The organism is Oleiphilus sp. HI0043 (assembly GCF_001634935.1).
The window spans coordinates 1-969 of sequence record NZ_LWEY01001635.1 but is presented as its reverse complement, the minus strand read 5'-3'; the positions used below and the strand labels follow the sequence as shown (position 1 = coordinate 969).

Here is a 969-nt window from a genome sequence, read left to right as displayed (position 1 = left end):
CCATAGTCTAAAGTACTTTCAGGCTACGTTTGCCAAACTGATGACAGACTATCAAATAGATACCGTAATTATTCGAGAGAGACCGACAAAAGGTAAGTTTGCCGGTGGTGCGATTGGTTTCAAAATGGAGGCTGCAATTGAACTGATTGATGGAGTCGATGTTCGCTTGATAACCCCAGTTGATATCAAAGCAGCTGTTAAGAAAAACCCTATCCCGGTACCTTTTGAAGAAACAGGCCTGAAAGTGATGCAAGAAGCCGCATTTACTACAGCTTATGCCTACCTTATGCGTAGACATTATGGTGTGGATGCAGAACAGGAGTAACGGCCAGGCTTACTTCGACAGTCTTGTATGTTTTATAGTCAATTTGTCTCGACTTTCTAGCCCCAAGTCTTTATAGTTCGCGCCCCTTTGTGCTTAAGCTTCTGTCACTCTTTGCTAAAACCGATTGAAAGACATTCAAGCTGAGCCTCTCACCTTCAAATACCTAGGACGCTCTCTTGATTTCTACCGCTAATATCACCATGCAGTTTGGTGCTGAACCTTTGTTCGAGAACATTTCAGCTAAATTTGGTAACGGTAATCGCTATGGTTTAATCGGGGCTAATGGTTGCGGTAAATCAACCTTTATGAAAATCCTGAGTGGTGAGTTAACACCAACGTCCGGTAACGTTTCTATAACACCAGGTGAAAAGGTCGGTGTACTAAGCCAGGATCAGTTTGCCTTCGAAGAGTACAGCGTTGTCGATGCAGTGATCATGGGTGATGTTGAGCTGTGGAAAGTGAAACAAGAGCGTGATCGTATCTACAGCCTACCTGAAATGTCTGAAGAAGATGGCATGAAGGTCGCTGAATTGGAAACGCAATTTGCGGAGATGGACGGCTACAGTGCGGAGAGTCGAGCCGGGGAAATATTACTATCAGCGGGTATTGCTGAAGAATTCCACTTTGGTTTGATGGCACAAGTT

Annotated in this window: 2 protein-coding genes; both read left to right on the top strand. The window is 44.3% G+C overall.

What is annotated here, in order from left to right; genetic code table 11:
* Nucleotides 1-325, top strand: a 325-nt coding sequence (locus A3729_RS24860; protein ID WP_082882171.1) for a DUF3010 family protein, incomplete at its 5' end; no start/stop codon positions are given.
* 176 nt (nucleotides 326-501) lie between these two features.
* Nucleotides 502-969: ATP-binding cassette domain-containing protein (locus A3729_RS24855; RefSeq protein ID WP_156498119.1), on the top strand; the 468-nt coding region annotated here is incomplete at its 3' end.